Below are 16,409 nucleotides of genomic sequence, written 5' to 3' on the forward strand. Positions count from 1 at the left end.
GCAGTTTCACGCCTTTCTGGGAGTACCACAGTGCAAGAGTCCATCGCGGTCGTCGGGTTCGCCTGCCGCTTTCCCGGTGCGCCGGACGCCGACGCGTTCTGGCGCAACCTCGTCGACGGCAAGGAAACGCTCACCCGGTTCACCGACCACGAGCTCGCGCGCCGCGATGTTCCCGCCGGCCTGCGCCGCAATCCGTCCTACGTGCCGGTCGGGGGTCTGCTGGACGACCACGACCGGTTCGACCCGGCGCCGTTCGGCCTGTCGTCGGTGGAGGCGGAGCTCCTCGATCCGCAGCAGCGGGTTTTCCTGGAGTGCGCGTGGCACGCGTTGGAACACGCCGGGCGCATCGGCTCCGAGGACGTCACCGGCGTGTTCGCGGGCGCGGCGCTGTCGGCGTACCTGATGACCAACCTCGGGCATCGCTTCGACCCGCTCGGCGGTGCGGACCCGGCGGGCAACCTCGGTCTGCACACCGCCAACGTCGCGGACTACCTGCCACTGCGCACCGCACACCGGCTCGGGCTCACCGGTCCTGCGGTGGCGGTGGGCGCCACGTGCGCGACGTCGCTGGTCGCGGTGCACGTCGCGGCGCAGGCATTGCTCGCGGGGGAGTGCGACACGGCTCTGGCGGGCGGGACCTCGCTGCGGGTGCCGCAAGGGCTCGGCTACCTGCACGTGCCGGACGGGCCGTTCTCGTCGGACGGGCACACGCGGCCCTACTCGGCGGACGCCCGTGGCACCGTGTTCACCCAGGGCGCGGGTGTTGTCGTGCTCAGGAGGCTTTCCGACGCGCTCGCCGACGGCGATCACGTGCACGCGGTCGTGCTCGGGTCGGCGGTGGGCAGCGACGGCGCCGACCGGGCGGGCTTCACCGCTCCCTCGCCGGAAGGCCAGGCGCGCACCATCGCCGAGGCGCTCGCCGTCGCCGGTGTCGATCCGGGATCCGTGTCCTATGTGGAGGGACACGGCACCGGAACCGTGCTCGGTGACCCGATCGAGGTGCGGGCGTTGCGCCGGGTGTTCGGCGATGCCGACCGGCCGTGGTGCGGACTGGGGTCGGTCAAGGGCAACATCGGGCACGCCGACTCGGCCGCGGGCATCGCGGGCCTGATCAAGGTCGTGCAGTCGTTGCGGCACCGCGTGCTGCCGGCGTCGTTGCATTCGAGTCCGGCGAACCCCGAGCTGGGACTGGAAGGCTCCGCGTTCCGGCTCGTCGAGCGCAGCGAACGCTGGGACGCGGGCCTGCGTCGTGCGGGCGTGAGCTCGTTCGGCATGGGAGGCGCCAACTGTCACGTGGTCCTGGAGGAGGCGCCCTCCGCGCCCGCGATCGATCCGGACGAGCGCGCGCAGCTGGTCGTGGTCTCCGCGGCGACCGCCCGTGCGTGCCGGGACACGGCGTCGTCGCTGGCATCGTCGGCGCCGCTCGAGGACATGGCGTACACGCTGGCGACCGGTCGCCGGGAGATGACACACCGGATCGCGGTGGCCGTCGAATCCAAGGCTGATCCGGCCGAGGCGTTGCGGCGGGCGACGGTGACCGAGGCCGCCGGCACGCCGCCGCGGATCGTGTTCGCGTTCCCCGGCGGTGGAGCGCAGTTCGCCGGCATGGCGTCGTCGCTCTACCACGACGAACCCGAGTTCGCGGGCGTCGTGGACGACATCGCCGAGTTCCTGTTGCCGTTGATCGGCAGTGATGTGCGCACCGTGCTGCTCGACCCGGCCGCGACGGCGGACGCGCGCAGCCCGCGCATCGGCTTGCCCGCGTTGTTCACCGCTTCGGTTGCCACGACGGAACTTCTCGCCACCTGGGGTGTGCGGCCGGACGTCGTGCTCGGCCACAGCGTCGGTGAGTACGCGGCGGCGGTGGCGGCCGGAGCGTTGTCGTGGCAGGACGCCGCACGGCTGGTCGCGGCCCGGTCGAAGCTCATGGAGACGTTGCCACGCGGGGCGATGCTGTCGGTGCCGCTCGGCGAGGACGACGTGCGCGCTCTGCTGGCCGAGTACCCCGACCTCGACGTCGCGGCGATCAACGCGGCCGACTCCTGCGCTTTGTCCGGACCGGTCTCCGTGATCACGGAACTACGCGAAACCCTTGCTGCGCAGGGCGTGCAGGCGCACGTCGTCGGCGTCGACGTCGCCGCGCACTCCCGCCTGGTGGAGCCGGCGATGCCACTGCTGAGCGAGGTGGCGCGGGGCCTGGTCACCCACCCCACCACCGTCGATCTCGTCACGACGGTCACCGGTCAGGTCGCGAGCGAGGCCGACCTCGCGGACCCGGAGCGCTGGGTTCGTCACCTCCGCGCGACCGTGCGGTTCGCGGACGCACTGGACACGGCACTGGGCCACGAGGACGCCGTGCTGGTGCAGTGCGGTCCCGGCGGGATGATCGCCTCACTGGCCGCGCGTCGCCAGTCCGTGCGGGCGGCGGTGACCACCTGCGCCCGCGCTGACGAGAACGTCGACGGCCGGGCGGCGATGCTGGAATCCGTCGGCACGCTGTGGGCGCACGGTGTGCCGGTCGACCTGGCGGCCACTCATACCGGACGCAGGGCCCGCGTGCCGCTGCCGGGCTACGCGTTCGAACGCGAGCGCTACTGGGTCGAGCCCCGCACGACCCGATCGGTGCTCGTCGGGCCTGAAACCGTCGAACCGGACACGATCGAGCCTCTGCAGCTGCCGTCGTGGCGCAGGCTCACGCCGTTGGTGGCCAACCCCGGTCGGCGCTGGGCCGTGGTGGGCGACGGTCCGTGGGCAGAGGCGTTGCGTGACCTGGTGGGCGAGGTCGACGAAGCCGAAGCGGTGATCGCTGTCCATCACGGGACCTCACTGCACGAAGCGGTGCTGGGCTACGGCCGGTTCGGCGACAAACCGCTGGTGCAGCTCACCGTGCGCGGCGAACGGGTCCTGGGCGACGAGGTGGTGGACCCGGTCGCGACCGGTGTCCGCGGCCTGCCGAGGGTGCTCGCCCAGGAGATCCCCGGCCTGAGATGGCGCACGCTCGACGTGGCCGCGGATCAGCCTGATGCCGCGGCACTGGCGGCAGTGCTGGCGGAGACCGCCGACCTGGTGGACAACGACGGCAACAACGCGTGGGAAATGGCTCTGCGCAACGGCGAACGGTGGGTGCGCCACTGGGAACCGTGGCAGCCCGCACCCGTGCCGGACCTGCCGGACGACGCCGTCGTGGTGATCACCGGCGGCACCGGCGGAGTCGGCCGCGCGGTCGCCGAGGAACTGCGGGGACGCGCCCACGTGGTGCTGGCTTCTCGCAGCGGAACCCCGTCGGTGGACGTCACGGATGCCGAGCAATTGCGTGACCTGCTGGCCGACGTCACCGCGCGGCACGGCCGGATCGACGTCGTGATCCACGCTCCCGTCCTCGTCGAGCTCGCCGCGTTGTCCGAAATGGACGAACGCGTGGCGAGGGACACGCTCGCTCCCAAGGAGAGCGGCGCCGTCAACCTCCGCGCGGCGATCGAGTCGCTCGCCGAGGACGTTCGTCCGCGAGCCGTGGTGCTGATGTCCTCGGCCGCGGGCACGATCGGCGGCTTCGGCCTCGGCGCGTACGTCGCCGCGAGCCGCTTCCTCGACGGGTTCGCCACCGGTGACCCGGCCTGGGTGGCCGTGGACTGGGACCGCTGGCGCTTCGGCACCGCACTCGAACGGGAAGCCGCGGCGGAGATCACCATGCGGCACGCGCTGGACGCCCCGGACGCGGTCCGGGCGCTGTTGAGGGTGTGCGCGCTGGCGTTGGCAGGAGTCGCTCCGCGGCAGATCGCGGTGTCCCCGGCCGAACTCAACACCCGGTCGCTGGCGATCGCACAACGCGAGATCCGGGGCGCATCGGGTGGCGCCGGCCTGTCCACCCCGGCGGAACGGCTGGTCGCCGAGGTCCTCGGGGAGGCGCTCGGACGTCCGGTCACGAGCAGGGACGACGACTTCTTCGCGCTGGGCGGGCATTCGCTGCTCGCCACACGGGTGCTGGCCAGCCTGCGCGACCACCACGGCGTCGAGCTGCGGTTGCGCGACCTGCTGACGCGGCCGACGGTCGCGGGTCTCGCGGAACTGATCGGTACGGCGGAGGCGAGCGCCGAGCGTGTCGCACCTGCGACAACCGAATCGAGGCCGTCCTCCGAGCCGTTCCCGCTGACCCGCGTCCAGCACGCTTACTGGCTCGGCAGGTCCTCGGCGTTCGCGCTCGGCGAGGTGGGATGCCACTTCTACCTCGAACACGACTGCGCCGAACTGGACGTGCAGCGGTACCAAACCGCGTGGAACAAGCTGATCGCCCGCCACGAGATGCTGCGCAGCGTCATCACCGCCGACGGCCGGAACCTCGTGCTGCCGGAGGTGCCGACCTACGTGGTGCCGGTGCACGAACCGCGCAACGAGGCGGAGTTCGAGGCGTTGCGCGACCGGCTGTCGCACCGCGTCGCCGATCCCGGACGCTGGCCGTTGATCGAAGTCCACGCCGTCCGGTTGCCGCAGGGAGGCCACCGCGTGCTCGTCTCCGTGGACGTGCTCGTCTGCGACTCGGCCAGCTACCTGATCCTCGACCGCGAACTCCGTGCGCTGTACGAGAACCCGGAGGCCGAGCTGCCTGCGATCGGCACGACGTTCGCCGAATGCGTCCAGGGCCTGCACGCCGAACGCGATGACCGCGCCGCCGGCTACTGGTCCCGTCGCCTGGACGACCTGCCTCCCGCGCCGGCTCTGCCAGTGCGTGCCGCGGACGGGCCGCCCCGGTTCGGACGTCGCGCCGCGCGACTGGCCGCACCTTTGTGGGACACCGTGCGGGCCACGGCGGCGAAACTCGGTGTCACACCGACGGCCGTGCTGCTGACCGCGTACTCCGACGTGCTCGCACACTGGTCGCAAACCGACCACTTCAGTCTCACGCTGACCGTGTTCGATCGGCCCGAGGTGCACCCCGACGTCACCAAGGTCGTCGGAGAGTTCTCGTCGTTGCTGCTCTTCGAGAGCGACCGGCGTGGGCTCGCGACCTTCGCCGACCGCGTGCGGGCAGCCCAGGAGCGGTTGTTCGACGATCTCGACCACCGGGCGTTCTCCGGCCTGGAGGTGCTCGCCGAGCAGGCCAGGCGGACCGGGCAGCAGCGCAACGTGCCGGTCGTGTTCACCGGCATGCTCGGGCTCGACCGTCTCGGTGGCGAGCCGCACGACCACGAATGGCTGGGGCCCGTGGGGTTCGGCGTCAGCCAGACGCCCCAGGTGTGGCTCGACCACCAGGCCTACGAGCACCGGGGCGATCTGGTGCTGCAGTGGGACGTCGCCGAGACGTCGCTCGACGCGGAGCAGGCCGACGCGGCCTTCGCGGCGTACGTGGCGTGGCTGACCGAACTGGCCGGCACGCCGGAGACGTGGAGTGATGTCAGCGCGGGACCGGTGCTGGAGAAGCCGGAAGGCTTGCTCGACGAGCTCCGCGGCATCTGGGCCGAACTGCTCGGCCTCGACCCGGACGCCGTGCCCGCCGACGTGTCGTTCCTCGGCCTCGGCGGTGACTCGCTGCTGGTGGTCCGCATGGCTTCGGTCATCCGGCAGCGGCTCGACGTAGTGCTGGCGCTCACCGACATCCGCGCGGAGCTGACGCTGGCCGAACTGGTGGAGCTGGTGACGTCGCGGGGAGGCCAGGGAGCCCGGCGCCGCGCCCTCGACATCACGGTGAACAGGCGGCTCGACCCCGCCGCGCCGTTCGGTCTGCTGCCGCTGCAACAGGCCTACTTCGTGGGCCAGCAAGGGGAGTGGGAGCTCTCCTACTCGTCCGCGCACGTCTGCACCGACGTGGCACTGTCCGATGTGGACGCCGAACGGGCTCCCGCGGCACTGGCCGACGCGCTGCGCCGGGTCATCGCGCATCAGCCCGCTTTGCGGCTGCGGGTGTCGCCCGACGGCACGCAACGCGTCCTGAGCGCCGATGATCCGAGTACATCGGTGGTCCCGCAGGTGCTGGACCTGCGGGAGGCCACGGCCGAGGTCACTGCGGCCGAGGTGGCCCGCGTCCGGCACGAGATGAGCACGTCGGGCCCGGACCCGGTGACCGGTCCTCCGGTCGAGATGAGGCTCACCCTGCTGCCCGGTGGCGCGGCGCGGCTGCACACGGCCTTCAGCCTGCTGGCCGTCGACGGGTGGTCCGCGGGCGTGTTCGACCGGGAACTGCTCACCTACCTCGCCGAACCCAACGCCGTCCTGCCGCCGTTGATGATCGATTTCGGCGACTACGTGACGTCGTTGCACAACGCACGTGCGGGGGAGTCGTGGCAGGCCGACCAGCGGTGGTGGACCGACCGGCTCGCCCAGCTGCCGCAGGCTCCGGCGCTGCCGATGCGGGCCGAGCCGGACGCGGTCGACGTGTCCTCGATGGCTGCGCGAGAAACGCGCCTGTCCGAGGGTGACTGGGAGTCGTTGCGGGAACGCTGTGCGGCCCACGAGGTCACGCCCACCGCCGCTGTGCTGACGGTGTACGCGATCGTGCTCGCCCGCCTCGCCGGCGAGCGCAGGTTCCTGCTGAACAGCTTGCAGGCCAACAGGTTGCCGCTGCACCCGGACGTGGACCGGATGATGGGCGCGTTCTCCTCGACGGCGTTGCTGTCGATCGACCTGCCGGCGTCGGGCCGTTTCGCGGACCTCGCCGCGGCGGTGCGGGCCGAGATGGCCGACTCGCTGGCGCACAACCTGGTGAGCGGGGTGGAGGTGTCCCGGGAGCTGGCTCGCCTGCGTGGCAGCCGGCGGCCGGTGGCTCCCGTGGTCTTCCAGAGCACGCTCGGCCTGGACGCGGCGCTCGGCGGGGAACGCCCGTTCTTCGCCGGTCCGCTCGGGCAGGTCGACATCTCCGACTACGTGCAGCACATCCGCACACCGCAGGTGCACCTGGAGTTGAGGGTGTTCGAGCTGCGCGGCGAACTGGTGCTCAACGTCGCCGTGGTCGAGGAACTGTTCGGCGCGGACGTCGTCGACCGGTTGTTCACCGAAGTCGTGGGCATGGTGCGCGAACTGGCGGCGGGTCTGGGCTGGCAGGACGTGATCGAGCTGCCGACCCGCGAGACCGTTGTCGCCACGGCACCGCGCTCGGTGCTGCCGGTCGACTCCGGTCCCGCCCGTGACGATCTCGAACGGCGGATCACGACGCTCTGGGCGGACCTGCTCGGACTGTCCCACGTGGATCGATCTGCCGACTTCTTCGCGCTGGGCGGCGATTCGCTGCTCGCGGTGCGGATGCTGGGCCGACTCTCCCGTGAGCACGGGCTGAGTGCCCCGCCGCGGACGTTCCTGGCCGCACCGACTCCGGCCGGGCTCGCCGAGGCCCTGCGCGAGCGGGACATCGCGGTGCCGCTGCGGGACGGCGATGGACCGCCGCTCTTCCTGCTGCACCCGTCCGGCGGTGACGTGCTGTGCTATGCGGACCTCGCCAGGAAGCTGCAGGTGCCGAACCCCGTGATCGGCCTGGCCGACCCCGGTCTCGCCGGGCGCGCCGGACCCGAGTCGATCGCCGAGATGGTGCGCCGGTACCGGGACGTCGTGCGGGCGTGGCAACCCGAAGGCCCCTACTACCTCGGCGGGTGGTCGATGGGCGGCACGGTCGGGCACGAGCTCGCGCGGGCGTTGCGGGAGGACGGGGCCGAGGTCGGGCTGCTGGTGATGATCGACTCCAACAGCCCGGAGCGGATCGTCGCGCTGGAGGGTCTGGACGAGGAGCGCACCGAGGACGAGATGAGGCTGCGGTACCTGCGGTCGCTGGAGGCCTTCCTCGAGCTCGACTGCGGCACCGGACGCGGTGCGGACGAACTGGAAGCGCTTCTCGCCGACCGTGGCGTGACGACGACACCCGTCCGTCTTGAGGTGTTCGGGCGGCACCTGAACGCGTTGGGCGTGCATGAAGCAGCCGCGTTGGACGATGAGGTGCCCGTGTTGCTGTTGCGCGCCGGTCGGCCGTCACCGCGAAATGCTCGTATCGGCATGGGCGTGGACGACTCGTTCGACGACCCCGGCCTCGGGTGGGCGGAGCACGTCCACGGCGACTTCCGCGTGGTGGAGGTCGACGCTCACCACTACTCGGTCCTCGCCGATCCCGCGATCAAGCACGTGGCGGACGAGATCGCCGCCGCGCTGCGCCGGACCGGAGGTGCGGCCTGATGTTGCCCAACTGGCTTTACACGCAACAGTTGTTGACGGTCGAGCTCGCGGCGGCCGTGGCGGATCCGTCCGCCGACCGGGCCGCGCTCCTGGCTCGGCTGCGTGCCTCGCTCGGGGAGCCCGGTCGCCGAGGCTGGGAACAGCACGGGAGGGCGTTCGCGGCGCTTGGTGCCGCGTCGCCTCCGGTCGCGGTCGAGTTCGTTCGTGAGCTTGTGGCCACCGACCTCGTCGACGCCGCACTGCGGACGTCTGTGGCGGTGGGTGTTGCGACGCGTCTCGTGCGTGCGTCGTCGGATGAACCGGCGATCGGTGCGGCCGTGATCGAGGTGCTCACCGCGCAGGCGGCGTTGCTCAGGGTGCTGAGCATGCTCGACCTCTTCCAGATGCAGGGCAAAGAAGTGGACGCGACCGTCCGCGCGAGCTTCCAGACGGTCGTGCGTGGCGCGGCCGCCGCACTCGTGCGCGTCGCCGACCTCCTGCCCGACGGCGCGTGCGTCCGCGCGTTGATCACGGATCTCGTGGACGACAGGGAGTGGTCCGAGCGCGTCGCCCGGACGCTCACCGGTGACTGGACCTCGTTCGAAGGAAGTGCCTGATGTCCTTGTTCTCCAGGAGAACAGCGCTCGTCGCGGTGTTCGGTCTCGTGGCCGCAGGTTGTGCCGCGCCCACCGGGGCGGCGCAGGGCCCGCCGGTGGACGGCGGAACCCTGCGCTACGGCGCCGTCGCCGCGGGCGGTGGCAGCGCGGTGGCCGATCCGCACGGCAGCCTGTTCAACGAGTCCGACTGGGTGCGGATGGCCGCTCTCTACGACGTGCTGACGGTGCCGGGCCGCAACGGTGAGGCGGAGCCGCGCCTGGCCACCTCGTGGTCGTCGGACGCCACCGCGTCCACGTGGCGGTTCGAGCTGCGCACCGACGCGGTGTTCAGCGCCGGCCGTCCGGTACGTGCCGCTGATGTGCTGTTCTCGTTGCGGCGCATCGGGGCCAAGGCCGCGCAGAACGGCGGCCGGCTCGGCACGGTGGACATCGCCGCGTCCACGGCCGAGGGCGACCACACCGTGGTGCTGCGCACCAGCCAACCCGATGCCGAACTGCCCGCCGCGCTGGCGGGCGTGACGTTCGTGGTGCCGGACGGAACGGAGAACTTCGACCAGCCGGTCGGCTCCGGCCCGTTCCGCTTGTCCACAATGGATTCACAAGCCGCCGTGCTCGTCCGCAACGACCGGTGGTGGGGACCGCGTCCGCACCTGGACCGGCTGGAGATCCGCGGGTTCGCCGACCCGCAGGCGCTGGCGGGAGCCGTCACCTCCGGTGAGGTCGACGTCGCGGCGAACGTCAGCCCGGCGGCCGCCAAGACCGCGGAGACGACCGGACGGCTCACGGTGTCCCGCCGCCCGGCCGCGGTGGCGTACCCGTTGCTGATGCGGCTGGACCGCGCGCCGTTCGACCGGCCGGAGGTCCGTCGCGCGGTGAAGTCCGCGGTCGACCGGCAGGCGCTCGTCGACGCCGTGTTCCTCGGCTACGGCAAGACGAGCGGTGACGTGCAAGGCGGTACCGACATTCCGCCGCCGTCTTCTGGTGATGCTGGGTCGACGCTCGCCGCCGTTGGACCGGTGGTGCTGCACACGACCACGGCGTATCCGGGCATGGTGAGCGCGGCGACGTTGCTCGCGCAGCAGCTCGGCGCGGCCGGGTTGAAGGTGGAGGTTCGTCAGCACCCGCCGGAGACGTACTGGACCCAGGCCTACGGGGTCGAACCGCTGGCGATGGGGTACTACACCGACATCCCGTTCCCGGTGTGGGTGCGGCAGACGGCGCTGTCCGGTTCGGCGTTCAACGAGACTGGCTGGCGTGATCCCGGCTTTGACGCTTCCTTCGCCTCGGCCATGTCCACTGTGGATTCTTCTCGGCGAGCTGCCGCGCTGACCCAGCTGCGCTCGCGGATGGCGGCCGACGGTGGCTGGCTCGTCTGGGGATACGGCGACGGGCTCGACCTCAGCTCGCCTTCTGTGCACGGGTTGCCGACCGGGGCGGGTTTCGCCCGCGTGTTCCTGGAAGACGTGTGGGTGCGGCGCTGACGATCGCGCGGGCCGCGCTGACGTTCCTGCTCGTCTGCCTGCTCGTTTTCGTGATCACGAACCTGCTGCCCGGCGACGCCGCCGTGATCGCCGCCGGGCAGCGGGCGAGCCCGGAGCGCATCGCCGCGTTGCGTGCCGCACTGCGCCTGGACGACCCGGTCTGGCTGCGGTTCGGCGGCTGGCTTTCCGGTGCCGTGCGGGGAGATTTCGGCCGATCGCTGCTCGACGGCGGCCCGGTCGCTCCGGTGCTGTGGTCCAGGCTCGGCACCACGCTGTACCTCGCGGTGCCGGCGTGGTGCCTGGCGCTGGTGTTCGGCACCACGCTGGCGATCGTGCTGCGCAGTGCGGGTGCCGCGGCGCTGACGGTGGTCGCGGGCCTGCCGGAGGTGGTGCTGGCCGGTGGTCTCGTCGTGGTGTTCGCGACCTGGCTCGGCTGGTTCCCGTCGGTGTCGCTGGTGCCGGTGGGCGGTACACCGGCGGACCGCCCGGAAGTATTGGTGTTGCCGATCCTCGCCCTGGCTCTGCCCGCCACCGCCTGGCTCGCGCGGCTGCTGCGCGGTCCGGTGGCGGACGTGATGGCACGTCCTTTCGTCGCGGACGCGGTGCTTCGGGGTGTGCCGGGTGGCGTGGTGGCGTTCCGGCACGTGTTGCCGCACTTGGCGCCGCCTCTCGCTCAGGCTGGCGCGGTGCTTGCAGGAGGGGTGTTGACCGCTACCAGCGTGGTCGAGGCGGTGTTCGCCTATCCCGGTTTGGGGCAGCTGCTCGCTTCTGCGGTGAGTACGCGGGACACGCCGGTGATTCAGGCTGTCGCCGCTGTGGTCACCGCGGTGGTGTTGGTCGGGGTGTTGGTGGCGGACGCGGTTGGGGTGTGGGTGGTGCGGAGGGTGGGCGCCGGGTGAGGCGGGGTTGGCCGCTCGTCGTGTGCCTGACGCTAGCGCTCACCTTCGTGTTCCTCGGCGGCCTGTTCGCACCCCACGACCCGACCGAGGTGGTGGGCGGCCCGTGGACGCGCGACGGTCTGCTCGGCACCGACGTGCTGGGACGCGACGTCCTGTCCCGTCTGCTCGCGGGCGGCTCCGTCCTCCTCGCAGTCGCGGTGCCCTCCGGCCTCGCCGCCGGACTGCTCGGCACCGCCACCGGTCTGGCCGCGGCCTGGTCCCCGCGGCTTGAGCGCGTGGTGTTGCGGGTGAGTGCGGGTCTGCTGGCCGTTCCGGGGCTGCTCGTGACATTGGCGTGCGCCGTGACGCTGCCGTCCTGGGTAGCTGTGCCCGCGAGCATGGTGTTGCTCGGCACGCCGTTGTCGGCGCGTGTGGTGCACGCTGCCGCGGCGCCACTACGACGTGCCGGATTTGTGCAAGCAGCGGTGGTGCGAGGCGAACGTACGTCGTATGTCCTCGTCGGCGAACTGCTGCCTGCGGTCGCGGCCACCGTGCTGTCCGATCTCGGCCTGCGGATCGTGGCGGCGTTCCAGCTCGCGGTGGCGGTGCACGTGCTCGGCCTCGGGCCCGCGCCACCGGTTGCCGACTGGGCGGTGATGATCCGCGAGAACCTGCCGGGTGTCGTCCTCAACCCGTGGTCCGTGCTGGCTCCGGCCGCGGCGGTGGCGGCGGTGACGACCGTGGTGTTGCTCGGGTTGGATCTGCTCGGCGCCCGGATCGTGCCTCCCGCACGGCGGACGGCACGGGTACCACCACCGGCGAGCGCACGGAGTGGCCGTGGGCTGGTGGAACTGCGTGGTGTCGTCCTGCAGTCCGACGAGGGGATCACACTGTTCGACCTGACCGTCGCTCGTGGCGAGGTGCTGGGCATCGTCGGTGCTTCCGGCAGCGGCAAGACCACGTTGCTGCGATTGTTGTTGGGTGACGTCAGGCCAGGTGCACACGTGGTCGGCGGCGAACTTTTCCTGGACGGTACGCCCGTCGCCTTCGGCAGCACGGCGGCGCGGCGATGGCGGCGGCGGAACGTGGGACTGGTGCCGCAGGATCCGGTCGCCGCGCTGGATCCGTTGCGGCGGATCGGTTCCTCCGCGCCGCTCGCGAGGCTCGGACTGCCACCGGACATCGGGAAGCGCCGTCCCCACGCGTTGTCGGGTGGGCAGACTCGGAGGGTCGTGTTCGCCCGCGCAATACACCGAAATCCCGCACTCCTGCTGCTCGACGAGCCGACCAGCGGACTGGACCCGGTCACCAAAGCCCTTGTGACGGAGGAGATCGCCGCACCGCAGCGGTCGACGGTGATCGTCACCCACGACCTGGAGTGGGCGCGTTCGGTGTGTGATCGGGTCGTCGAGCTGAGGTCGGGCGCGCTGAGGTCTGCCACGGACGCACCCGTAGCGGCGCCGCGCGCCGCGATCGCGCCCGGTGAAGTCGTGCTGCGGCTGGAGAACGTCGCTGTGCCGGCACATTCCACAGGAGAACACCTGCTGCGCGAGGTCAGCCTGACCCTGCGCCGCGGCGAGATGGTCGCTGTGGTCGGGGCCTCGGGAGCAGGCAAGAGCACGTTGCTGCGTGCGCTGGCGGGGCTGCATCCGTTGTCCGGGCACGTCCACCTCGCCGGACGGATGGCGTTGCTGGGTCAGGATCCCGCGGGTGAGCTGAACCCGGCGCACACACTGGCGCACGCGGTCGGCAGACCGCTGCGGCTGGTCGGCGAACATCCCGGACGCGTGCCGGAACTGCTGGCCGAGGCCGGACTCGGCGAGCAGTTCCTCACCCGCAAGCCCGGTCAGTGCTCCGGCGGACAGCGGCAACGCGCCGCCCTGGTCCGGGCGCTGGCGGGCGATCCGGACGTGCTGCTCGCCGACGAGCCGACGTCCGCGCTGGACCGGTCCACGGCGGAAGTGGTGCTGGGGCTGGTGAACAGAAGACGCGCGGCAGGGTTGGCCGTGCTGCTGGTGACGCACGACGAAGTGCTCGCCGAGCAGGCGGACCGGGTGGTCGACGTGGTCGACGGACGATGTGTGGAGAGGACGCGGCAGTGAGGTTCGACGACGTGTGGATCACCGGAACCGGTGGCGTGCACGGGGAACTGGTCCCGATCAGGCAGGCGGTGGCTGACGGGCGTTATGCGCCGTCCGATGCCGCCGAGGCGGGTATGACGTCGGTGTCCGCATCGGCACAACCGCCGCCGGAGATGGCCGTCCACGCCGCACGGCAGGCCCTGGGCGCGGAGGAGCCGGGGCTGCACCTGCACGCGGCGGCGGGCTTTCAGGGCCTCGACCTCTGGTCCGCCTCTTGCTGGATCGCGCACCACCTGTTCGGCGGGCCGCTCCCCGGGCTGTCGCTGCAGCTGAACGCCTTGTGCAACAGCGGACTCGCGGCGGTGGAGGTGGGCGCGACGATGCTCACCGCACGGCCCGACCTCGGCACCGTCCTGGTGACCGCGTCCGACTGGTTCCCGGAACCGGCGATCGACCGGTGGAACCTCGACTCCGGAATCCTGCTCGGCGACGGCGCCGCCGCCGCGGTGCTCAGCCGCGGGGCCGGGCGGCTGCGGTTGCTCTCGTGCTCTTCGTGGTCCGATCCGTCCTTGGAGGGCCTGCAACGCGGCGACCGCGAGTTCGCCGCCGCTTCACCCGCCGCGCTCGAACCGCTGGTGCTGCGACAGTTGGCCAGGGAGTTCTACGCGGTCAGCGGCAGGACACCGGCATCGGTGGTGCAGGCGCACGTTCGCGGTCTGCGCCAGGTCGTGCACACCGCGTTGGACGAAGCGGAAGTGAGTCTCGCCCAGGCACGCTGGGTGGTGCCGCCGTTCGTCGGACGCACGGCGTTCCGCTTCGGTTACGCCGAGCCGCTGGGCCTTGACCCGTCCCGGACGCTGCTCGACCTGGGGCTGAGCCTCGGGCACATGGGCGGCGTCGACCACCTCTACGCGCTGGACCACCTGGTGCGGTCGAACGCGATCGGGGCGGGGGAGACGGTGGTGCTGATCGGAGTCGGCGGTGGCTTCACCTTCTCCTGCGCGGTGTTGCGAGCCTGACCGGTCCTCAAGGACTTCGCACGTCCCGGTGAAACACTTCGACGTCCTCCGCCGCCTGGGCGAGCCGCGACATAGCACCCGTTTCGCCACGGACTCGCCGTTGCGTGGACGATGATCCGGACGGCGGCGGCGATGCGACGAACGGGAGATGTGCGCGTGGTGGACGAGGCTCCGATCTCGACGGCGGCAGAGGCGGCCCAGCACGAGCTGATCCTCGCCTTCGGGCGGCTGCAGGGCGCGGCCAACCGGCTGGAGCACGTGCTGGGGCGGGCGATCGAGGTGGAGTGCGGGATCAGCCACCTGATGTACGAGGTGCTGCTGATCCTGGGACGGTCGGGCGAACCGGGACTGCCGATGGGTGCGATCGCCAGGGAACAGGTGCTCAGCACCGGCGGGGTGACGCGGCTGGTGGACCGGATGGAGGCGGCCGGGCTGGTGGAACGGGCGGCGGATCCCGGTGACCGGCGGGGCCGGCTGGTCCGGCTGACCGAGCTGGGGGAGCAGACCGTGGTGCGGGCTTCGCGGGTGCACGTGGAGAACATCAAGCGCTACTTCGTGGAGCCGTTGCCCGCGGCCCACCGCGAGCAGTTCGCGGAGGACCTGCGGATCCTCAGCCACGCGGCGAAGGAGCTGCTTCCCCGTCCGTCCTGAGCGGGCCGTCCTGATCGGGCATGACGCAGAACACCCCGCGTGGGAAATATCTGACAAGTCAGATACTGTTGTGTCAGGTAGTTGCCCGCGCGGTGCGGGCACGACCTGAAGCGAGGTCTTGTCCGTGAAGCTGGTCTACGTCTTCGACGCGTACTGCGGGTGGTCCCACGGCTTTTCCGGGGTGCTGGCCGAGGTCGCCGGTCGCCATCCGGAGCTCCCGGTGGAGGTCGTCTCCGGTGGTTTGTTCACCGGTGCTCGACGGGTGCCGATCCGCGAGTTCGGTTACGTTCAGGGCGCGAACGCCAAGATCAACGAGCTGACCGGTGCCGAGTTCGGGGCCGCCTACGAGCGGCTGATCGAGGACGGCGAGTTCGTGATGGACTCCGAGGCCGCCGCCCGCGGTGTCGCCGCACTGCGCGCCGCCGCGCCCGACCGGGCCGCCGAGCTGGCCATCGCCCTGCAGCGCGCCTTCTACGTCGACGGGCTCAGCCTGTCCGACCCGGACACGTACCGGCGCGTCGCGGAGGCCGCCGGGCTCGAACCGGGGCCAGTGCTCGCCGCGTTCGACTCGGCGACGGCCGCTGACGACTTCCGCCGTGCCGCCTCGTTCGGCGTCGACGGCTATCCCACTCTCCTCGCGGTGGACGGCTCCCGCGTCACGGTGCTCGCCCGTGGCCACGCCACCGCCGACGAGGTCGACCACCGCCTTTCGGTTCTGTCCGCCCGCTGAGTCCCAGGAGTTTCCATGAGCACCCTCGACTTCACCGTTCTCGATCTGGACTTCCCGGTCGGCAGCTTGAACAAGACCGCCACGCTCGTCACCGGCGAGCAGGAGGCGCTGCTGGTCGACGCCGGGTTCACGCTGGCCGACGGCCACCGCCTGGTCGCGGCCGTGCTGGACGCAGGCAAGACGCTCACCACCGTGTTCATCAGCCACGGCGACCCGGACTTCTACTTCGGCGCCGAGGTGGTCGCCGACGCGTTCCCGGAGGCGGTCTTCGTGGCCACCCCGCACGTCATCGAGCACATCCAGCACTCCTACGAGGGCAAGCTGAAGGCGTGGGCGTCGTCCGGCGTCAACCTGCCCACCCGCCTGGTCGATCTCCAGCCGCTCACCGGCGACCTCACGCTCGAAGGCCACCGCTTCGAGCTCAAGGGCGGCAGCGCCGTCCTGCCCGACCGCCACTACCTGTGGCAGGCAGAGCAGCGGGCACTGCTCGGCGGCGTCCTGCTGTTCCAGCAGGAGCACGTCTGGGTCGCCGACACCGCCAAGCCCGAGCAGCGGGCCGCGTGGCGCGACCTGCTGGACGAGATGGAGGCGCTGAACCCGGAGCTCGTCGTGCCGGGACATCGCCTGCCCGGAACGCCGGCCGACGCCTCCGCGATCATCGCCACCCGTGAGTACCTCCTCGCCTTCGAGGAGGAGCTGGCCGCCGCCGCGGACGGCCCCTCGCTGACCGAAGCGCTCACCAAGCGCTACCCGGACCACGGCATGGTCGTCGCCGCCGTCATCGGCGCGAAGGTCGCCAAGGGCGAAATGACCTGGGGCTGATCG

General features: G+C 71.5%; 9 protein-coding genes. All 9 read left to right on the forward strand.

Annotated features, from left to right (window positions below; translation table 11 throughout):
* The first annotated feature begins 30 nt into the window (after positions 1 to 30).
* The 9 genes from G7043_RS35505 (at position 31) to G7043_RS35545 (ending at position 16,406) form a co-directional block, all read left to right on the forward strand.
* Complete coding sequence (locus G7043_RS35505; RefSeq protein WP_166053044.1) at positions 31 to 8,148, forward strand: type I polyketide synthase; 8,118 nt, start codon at positions 31 to 33, stop codon at positions 8,146 to 8,148.
* A complete protein-coding gene (locus G7043_RS35510; protein ID WP_166053045.1) occupies positions 8,148 to 8,744 on the forward strand; it encodes a hypothetical protein in 597 nt (198 codons plus the stop codon). The genes G7043_RS35505 and G7043_RS35510 overlap by 1 nt, the downstream gene beginning before the upstream one ends.
* A complete protein-coding gene (locus tag G7043_RS35515; protein ID WP_166053046.1) occupies positions 8,744 to 10,225 on the forward strand; it encodes an ABC transporter substrate-binding protein in 1,482 nt (493 codons plus the stop codon). The genes G7043_RS35510 and G7043_RS35515 overlap by 1 nt, the downstream gene beginning before the upstream one ends.
* Complete coding sequence (locus G7043_RS35520; protein ID WP_166053047.1) at positions 10,210 to 11,124, forward strand: ABC transporter permease; 915 nt, start codon at positions 10,210 to 10,212, stop codon at positions 11,122 to 11,124. The genes G7043_RS35515 and G7043_RS35520 overlap by 16 nt, the downstream gene beginning before the upstream one ends.
* Positions 11,121 to 13,205, forward strand: a complete 2,085-nt coding sequence (locus G7043_RS35525) for an ABC transporter ATP-binding protein/permease (protein ID WP_166053048.1) — start codon at positions 11,121 to 11,123, stop codon at positions 13,203 to 13,205. The genes G7043_RS35520 and G7043_RS35525 overlap by 4 nt, the downstream gene beginning before the upstream one ends.
* Positions 13,202 to 14,203, forward strand: a complete 1,002-nt coding sequence (locus tag G7043_RS48790; protein ID WP_166053049.1) for a ketoacyl-ACP synthase III family protein — start codon at positions 13,202 to 13,204, stop codon at positions 14,201 to 14,203. The genes G7043_RS35525 and G7043_RS48790 overlap by 4 nt, the downstream gene beginning before the upstream one ends.
* A 156-nt stretch (positions 14,204 to 14,359) precedes the next feature.
* A complete protein-coding gene (locus G7043_RS35535; RefSeq protein WP_166053050.1) occupies positions 14,360 to 14,854 on the forward strand; it encodes a MarR family winged helix-turn-helix transcriptional regulator in 495 nt (164 codons plus the stop codon).
* 124 nt (positions 14,855 to 14,978) lie between these two features.
* Entirely contained in the window at positions 14,979 to 15,584 is a 606-nt protein-coding gene (locus G7043_RS35540; protein ID WP_166053051.1) for a DsbA family protein, read from the forward strand.
* Positions 15,585 to 15,599: 15 nt separating this feature from the next.
* Positions 15,600 to 16,406, forward strand: a complete 807-nt coding sequence (locus tag G7043_RS35545) for an MBL fold metallo-hydrolase (protein ID WP_166053052.1) — start codon at positions 15,600 to 15,602, stop codon at positions 16,404 to 16,406.
* Positions 16,407 to 16,409 lie beyond the last annotated feature (3 nt).

This window comes from Lentzea alba (genome assembly GCF_011067745.1).
In the GTDB taxonomy this organism is placed as follows: domain Bacteria; phylum Actinomycetota; class Actinomycetes; order Mycobacteriales; family Pseudonocardiaceae; genus Lentzea; species Lentzea alba.